Here is a 6,340-nt window from a genome sequence, read left to right as displayed (position 1 = left end):
TGTCCGCAATCCATATCGCTGCAAGCTTCATCTTCTATCTCAAAGAATGAGTCCTGAGCCTAGTCAGTGCCGGCGTTGCTGATATGACGGTAGCTATTATTGCTGAAGCAGCTTTTTTTACTAACACCAGAGCCAAAAATTTCGTTGCTCAGAATAAAGATAAAATTACATTAAACTCTTTAGAGCAAATTGCTATTTTTTATAAGGTTGTTCCAAAATATGAAGCTCTGGTTGTAAAACATTTACCAGTTTCACTTCAGAGCAGACTGTTTCAGCATGAGTTTGATGCGCTGTTAAGCCTTGCCTGGAACACCTCACGCTATGGCACTTATGGCTGCAACAAAGATATTAACCATCTTGATTTTGTTTCTGCTGTATCGAGCTGGCTGACTTTAATAGCAGGCGGCAGAGGTATAGCTTTTCGCAGAGATAGAGAAACAAAAATGCTGACCGACGCGCAATATCAGATCAAAAATCTCGGTAAAGCATGGAACATTCAGCTGATGCTCGATGTGACATCCGGTTCATTAAGGAACAGAGGATGAGCGTTTATCTGCGTGCTGTAATAGCTCTGACATGCAGCCTGCTGACAGTTCAGTCAGCCACAGCCGCACCTGTCACAACAAAAACTCTGCCGGAATGGATGCTGGGGGAATGGGTCGTAACCCATGTTTATCAGGCAAAAAGTATTGACAGAACTGACTTTAATCCAAAACAATATTATCTTGGAAAACACCTGATTGTCGCTCCAGGACAAATGCGTTTAGGAGATTTTGGATGCGAAGTAGAAAGCGTTATTCATAGTACAGGGCGCTTTAAAAAAGTATTTACTGATGGTGTAAGCGGGCCACCGTTTACTGATTATGATGGACTACCTAAATTTCCTGAAAAAGTAACCTATGAAAAGGTAAAATGTAGTCATCGTCTTGTTATCTTTAAAGATGATGACTCTCAAAGTGTTTCAAGAGAGCATATTGAAAAGTCTATACCTGTAAAATGGAGTATTATAGTTCACTCACATACAGAAATTGACCTTCCTTATTATGGAGCCACTTACCTCCAGCTTCGTAAGGTTACGCCTGCAACGTCATAAAAGTTATGGTGTATACGGGATACGCTCACCCTGTTCGACGCAGATATAAGGAGCAGAGGATGAGCGTTTACCTGCGTGCTGCACTCGCTTTGACATGCAGCCTGCTGGCAGTTCAGTCAGCCACAGCAGCGCCTGCTACAACAAAAACTCTGCCTGAATGGATGCTGGGGGAATGGGTCGTTACTCACGTTTATCAGGCCAGAGGTATGGATAAAACTTATTTTGATCCATACCAGTATTATCCTGGAAAACACATGACGATTACTCCCAGACAAATGCTGCTGACAGATTATGGATGTGAAGTAGAAAGCGTTACTCATAGCACAGGGCGCTTTAAAGCAGTGTTTTCTGAAGGTATCGGTGGATTAACACCTGGTATGTTTGATGGGTTACCTAAATTTCCTGAAAAAGTAACCTATCAAAAAGTAAAATGTAGCCATCGTCTTGCTGTTGTTAAAGATGACGACTCTTCTGATGGTAAAAAACACATATTGTAGTTGAAAAAACCATTTCTGATCAGTGGAATGTCATTATGCGTTCGCATACAGAAATTGATTTACCTTATTATGGAAATAATTACCTCCAGCTCCGTAAAGTTACGCCTGCAACGTCATAAAAATTATGGTGTATAAGGTATGCGCTTACCCTGTCTGGCACGGATATAAGGAGCGGAAGAGCAGAATACTACTCTCGAAATCGTCAGGCGGCCTCAGACAAAACGGGGTGTTGTGCTGCTGCCCCGACGATGGATCGTGGAGAGATCATTCGCGTGGGCAACACGGTGCAGCAGGCTTGTGAAAAACTACGAGCGTTGCGCTTCAACACTCGCCGCAATGCACACCACAGTCTTCGCAGGTTTCATACTGAAAAACGCAGCCCGAGTGCTCACGCAAAGTGCATAACACCTTCTGGGGCGCGCAATTTTCATTTTTTATAATCTATTTCAGAATCTGGCCAGTTATAGGAATATTATATTTTTTGCTCTGATTATCTCATTTGCAGTGAACGCGCGCTCGTTATTTGATGTCGTAGTTCCTCTTCAGCTACTCTTGTTGTTCTCATAAAATGATACAGGTGGTGGCATGTTTGACGCGTTGTTAGCTGAAAAATCAGAGGACGGTCTCCAGAGTATAGCGTTGCGTCAGTTAAGTGAGGAGCAACTGCCACCCGGTGATGTGACAGTTCGTATCGAGTATTCAGCTCTGAATTATAAAGATGCCCTGGCTCTGACAGGCAACGGCCCGATTTTGCGCAGCTTTCCGATAGTGCCAGGGATAGATTTTGCAGGCACAGTTGAAAACTCCTCCTGCCTGAGGTTCAGCCCGGGGCAAAAGGTTATTCTCAACGGCTGGGGTGCCGGCGAAAAGCACTGGGGCGGTTTTTCTGGTCTTGCTCGTGTGCCTGGTGAGTGGCTGGTGCCTTTGCCTTCAGCGTTTACAACGCGTCAGGCTATGGCGCTGGGTACGGCCGGCTACACCGCTATGCTGTGTGTCAGAATGTTGCAAAAGCAAGGTGTGACACCTGGTTGTGGTGATATTCTGGTCACCGGGGCAACAGGTGGGGTTGGCAGCGTGGCCGTTATGTTACTGGCTCGTCTGGGCTATAACGTGACGGCTGTGACCGGGCGTATGGAAGAAAAAGATACGCTGCTCTCTCTCGGAGCCTGTAACGTGATCCCCCGGCAGTCTTTTGAGGGGCAAATTCGCCCGCTTGAAAAGGCGCGGTGGGCAGGTGCCATCGACGTGGCAGGCGGGAAGATGCTCGCTGCGGTCTGTGCTTCTATGCAGTCATCTGGTGTTGTTGCGGCCTGTGGTCTTGCCGCTGGTATGGACCTGCCGGCCACGGTGGCGCCCTTTATCCTGCGCGGTGTTATTCTGGCTGGTGTTGATAGTGTGTACTGCTCTCAATCAGAGCGTCTTGCTGCCTGGCAGGATCTTGCAGCACTGACAGATCCTGCAAAGCTTGAGAGTGTAACCACTGAAATATCGTTATCGCAGGCTGTGTCTGAGGCTGAAAAGCTGCTGAATGGTCAGGTCAAAGGGCGGGTTGTGGTTAAAGTTGCCTGAGTACACTCAGGCAAGCAAAATGTCAGTGCGATGCCTTGCGCACTGACCTGCGTGCCACGCTTACTGTTGCGCCCAGTAAAGCAATGCCCATAGCCACCCACAAACAGGTGCGTGTGCCACCATCAGGGCTGGCTTTGTCGAAATCGAAAATCAGAGCCACCAGTGCTGAACCGAGTGACCAGCCCATTGTGCGTGCCACAGCCATCATACCGCTTGCGGCACCACTACGATGCACCGGGCCTGCTGTCATAACAGTCAGGTTGTTAGGGGTCTGATAAAACCCGAAACCAATGCCGCATATGGCCATGCGTGGCAGTATATCTGCCAGTCCGGGGTTTGCTGGCATCATTGCGAGGCTGCCAATGCCGCAGGCCAGTAAAACCAGGCCTACACTACTAAGAAGTGAAGCCGGGTGGCGGCTGGCCAGATGGCCGGAGACGGGCGCTGCACAGGCGACAAGGAGCGGCCATGGAGTAACCAGCAGACCAGTCATAACCGGACTATAGTGAAAAAAGTTTTCAAAGAAGAAGGGTAGGGACACATAGGCCATTATCTGGGCTGCATACGCACAGACTGAAGCAGCAATAGAGAGAGCAAATAAAGGAATACGCAGTAAATCGAGCGGCAGGAGCGGGTGAGGCTGTTTACGCTGATGATAAATAAGAGCAATGGTGCTGGCTATGCAAAGGGCGGCTTCAAGTTCAGCCAGCTTATGTGCTCCTGCGCTCAGAGCATCAACGGCCAGAACACCAAGGCCGAGAGCTCCTGCGTTAAACAGGGCACCTGTCCAGTCAAAACGTGGTGTTTGAGCCTGTTTCTGATGGCGGGGGGCGGCATAAAGATAGAGTGACACGGTTACGATGCCGATGGGCAGATTAACCAGAAACAACCAGGGCCATGACGCGACAGAAAGAATGGCTGAGGCCAGCGTCGGCCCAACAGCAGCTGAGAGAGCGACGCATAAGGCGACTGCCGTAAATGCGCGGTGTAAGAGGGGCGGGGGCGTTATTTTGCGCACAATGGCCCCGCTCAGGGCGGCCATAAAGGCACTGCCTGCCCCCTGAGCCACGCGAGAGAGCAGCAAAAGTGGCAGAGTTGAGGAGAGAGCGCAGGCCAGCGAAGCCAGCGTAAACAGTCCAAGCCCGAATGCGTAAACAGCCCGTAAGCCTCGTGTTTCACCCAATGCAGCAGCCGGGAGCAAAAATATAGCAGCTGTAATCTGATATCCGTTGACGATCCAGGTCACCGGGCCGACACCGGTATTCAGGTCAGTTGCAATGGTTGGCAGAGCAATATTGGCAATAGCGGCATCAATACCAGCGAGTACCAGACCTAGCAGAGCACAGGTCATAACGGTACGGCGTTGCCATACGGGCAGATCAGCAGCAGATGGTGAGGTGCGTGTCACAGGTAGTCTTTCAAAGCGTACAGACAGAAAGATGTGAGAGTGGCATGGAGGTGCAGATGTTGTCTTTGCTCTCAGGATCTGACTAGTATCACTTTGATGTTACGAAAGATATGCCGCAGTAATCCCGCGAGGGTGATATCTCTTGCGTGACACAGGGGCGCTGCGGATATAAGCTTGCGGTCAGGTTTTGAAATATAAAAAGATTAAGAGGTATTATGAGTCACGATAGTTCTTTAGATGACTCATTTACTTTTATTGACTTATTCGCCGGTATTGGCGGTCTGCGACGTGGTTTTGATGCCATTGGTGGCAAATGTGTATTTACCTCTGAATGGAATAAGTTTGCCCGGCAGACATATCAGGCGAACTATCCTGAGGCCGGGCAGATTTATGGTGACATTACTCAGATAGATACGGCTGATATTCCTGCACATGACGTGCTGGTTGCGGGTTTTCCATGCCAGCCGTTTTCTATTGCCGGTGTCTCGAAAAAGAACTCGCTGGGGCGTAGTCACGGCTTTGCCTGTGATGCCCAGGGGACGCTGTTTTTTGACGTTGCCCGCATTATTCGTGATAAGCGCCCGGCTGCATTTTTGCTTGAGAATGTAAAAAATCTTGAAAGCCACGACCGGGGTAATACTTTTGCCGTCATTATGAAAACCCTGCGTGAAGAGCTTGGGTATCATGTGTCGTATCGGGTAATTGATGCGAAGCATTTTTTGCCGCAGCACCGTGAACGTATTGCTATTGTCGGCTTTCGTGAGGAAGTGCCTTTTTCATGGGATTCCCTTAAACTGCCAGAGAAAGGGAGCGTGCGTTTACAGAGTATTCTGCATGATGAAAGCGGCAGGGAAAAAGCTGAACTACCTTATACGTCTGGTGCTAACGCTAAAGTTGATAAAAAATACATTCTGACCGACCGTCTGTGGCTGTATCTGCAAAATTATGCAGCAAAACATAAAGCCGCAGGTAATGGTTTTGGGTTTGGTCTGGTCGGTCCTGATGATACGGCCCGCACGTTGTCTGCCCGATATTATAAGGATGGATCAGAAATTCTTATTAAGCGGGGACCGGGCAAAAACCCACGCCGTCTGACACCGCGGGAGTGTGCCCGGCTGATGGGGTATCCGGATACCTTTAATATTCCTGTATCTGACACGCAGGCATACAGACAATTTGGTAATTCTGTTGCCGTACCAGTTTTTTCTGCCATTGCGCGGATAATGCAGCCTCATATTATCCGGCTGGCCAGAGCTGAATGACAGGCAGAGTATTATGGCAGATGTGCACGATAAGGTAACGCGTAGTCGTAATATGTCCGCTATTCGTGCCAGTGACACCAGGCCTGAACTAATTATTCGTAAAGCGCTCTGGCAGGCGGGGCTGCGGTACAGACTTCATGTTAAAGCTCTGCCGGGGCGGCCTGACCTGGTTTTTCCGCGGTATCGGGCTGTCGTTATGGTGAATGGGTGCTTCTGGCATCACCATGACTGTTATTTGTTTAAATGGCCAGCTTCGCGTGAGGCGTTCTGGCGTGAGAAGATTACGAAAAATGAACTGAATGATGCACGTGTGCTGGCGGTTCTGAGGGAGGTGGGGTGGCGGGTGGCATATGTGTGGGAATGTGCTTTGAAAGGGCGTAATAAACTGCCGCTGCCTGAGGTAACTGAAACACTTGGGGGCTGGATACGCTCGGATCAGGATACGTTAGAGATCAGAGGTATCAAAAAGGCATGACAGCTCATGCTCTTATTGCGTAAAAAGGCATCCTCC

General features: G+C 49.1%; 7 protein-coding genes and 1 pseudogene. 7 read left to right on the top strand and 1 reads right to left on the bottom strand.

The window, feature by feature from the left end:
• Window positions 1-83: 83 nt before the first annotated feature.
• The 5 genes and pseudogenes from HK25_RS05530 (at window position 84) to HK25_RS05510 (ending at window position 3,159) form a co-directional block, all read left to right on the top strand.
• Window positions 84-545, top strand: coding sequence for a hypothetical protein (locus tag HK25_RS05530; protein ID WP_086635573.1), 462 nt, complete (start codon window positions 84-86; stop codon window positions 543-545).
• Window positions 542-1,093, top strand: coding sequence for a hypothetical protein (locus HK25_RS05525; RefSeq protein WP_086635572.1), 552 nt, complete (start codon window positions 542-544; stop codon window positions 1,091-1,093). Before HK25_RS05530 ends, HK25_RS05525 begins: the two co-directional genes overlap by 4 nt.
• Before the next feature lie 59 nt (window positions 1,094-1,152).
• A complete protein-coding gene (locus tag HK25_RS05520; protein ID WP_086635571.1) occupies window positions 1,153-1,590 on the top strand; it encodes a hypothetical protein in 438 nt (145 codons plus the stop codon).
• Between the two features lie 189 nt (window positions 1,591-1,779).
• Window positions 1,780-1,995: pseudogene (locus HK25_RS05515) on the top strand (transposase); the annotation flags it as partial.
• 180 nt (window positions 1,996-2,175) lie between these two features.
• The gene (locus tag HK25_RS05510; RefSeq protein WP_086635570.1) at window positions 2,176-3,159 is read left to right on the top strand and encodes an MDR family oxidoreductase; all 984 of its coding nucleotides are present in this window, start codon (window positions 2,176-2,178) and stop codon (window positions 3,157-3,159) included.
• A gap of 22 nt (window positions 3,160-3,181) precedes the next feature.
• Here HK25_RS05510 and HK25_RS05505 read toward each other — a convergent pair whose 3' ends face one another.
• The gene (locus tag HK25_RS05505; RefSeq protein ID WP_233127710.1) at window positions 3,182-4,567 is read right to left on the bottom strand and encodes an MFS transporter; all 1,386 of its coding nucleotides are present in this window, start codon (window positions 4,565-4,567) and stop codon (window positions 3,182-3,184) included.
• A 215-nt stretch (window positions 4,568-4,782) separates the two neighbouring features.
• On the opposite strand from HK25_RS05505, the gene dcm reads away from it, so the two are divergent.
• Entirely contained in the window at window positions 4,783-5,829 is a 1,047-nt protein-coding gene (gene dcm / locus HK25_RS05500) for a DNA (cytosine-5-)-methyltransferase (protein WP_086635569.1), read from the top strand.
• A 13-nt stretch (window positions 5,830-5,842) separates the two neighbouring features.
• Window positions 5,843-6,304, top strand: a complete 462-nt coding sequence (locus tag HK25_RS05495; RefSeq protein ID WP_086635568.1) for a very short patch repair endonuclease — start codon at window positions 5,843-5,845, stop codon at window positions 6,302-6,304.
• Window positions 6,305-6,340: the final 36 nt, after the last annotated feature.

It is taken from the genome of Acetobacter sp. DsW_059 (assembly GCF_002153695.1).
In the GTDB taxonomy this organism is placed as follows: domain Bacteria; phylum Pseudomonadota; class Alphaproteobacteria; order Acetobacterales; family Acetobacteraceae; genus Acetobacter; species Acetobacter thailandicus.
The sequence above is the reverse complement of the archived record's forward strand: the minus strand, read 5'-3'. Positions and strand labels throughout refer to the sequence as shown.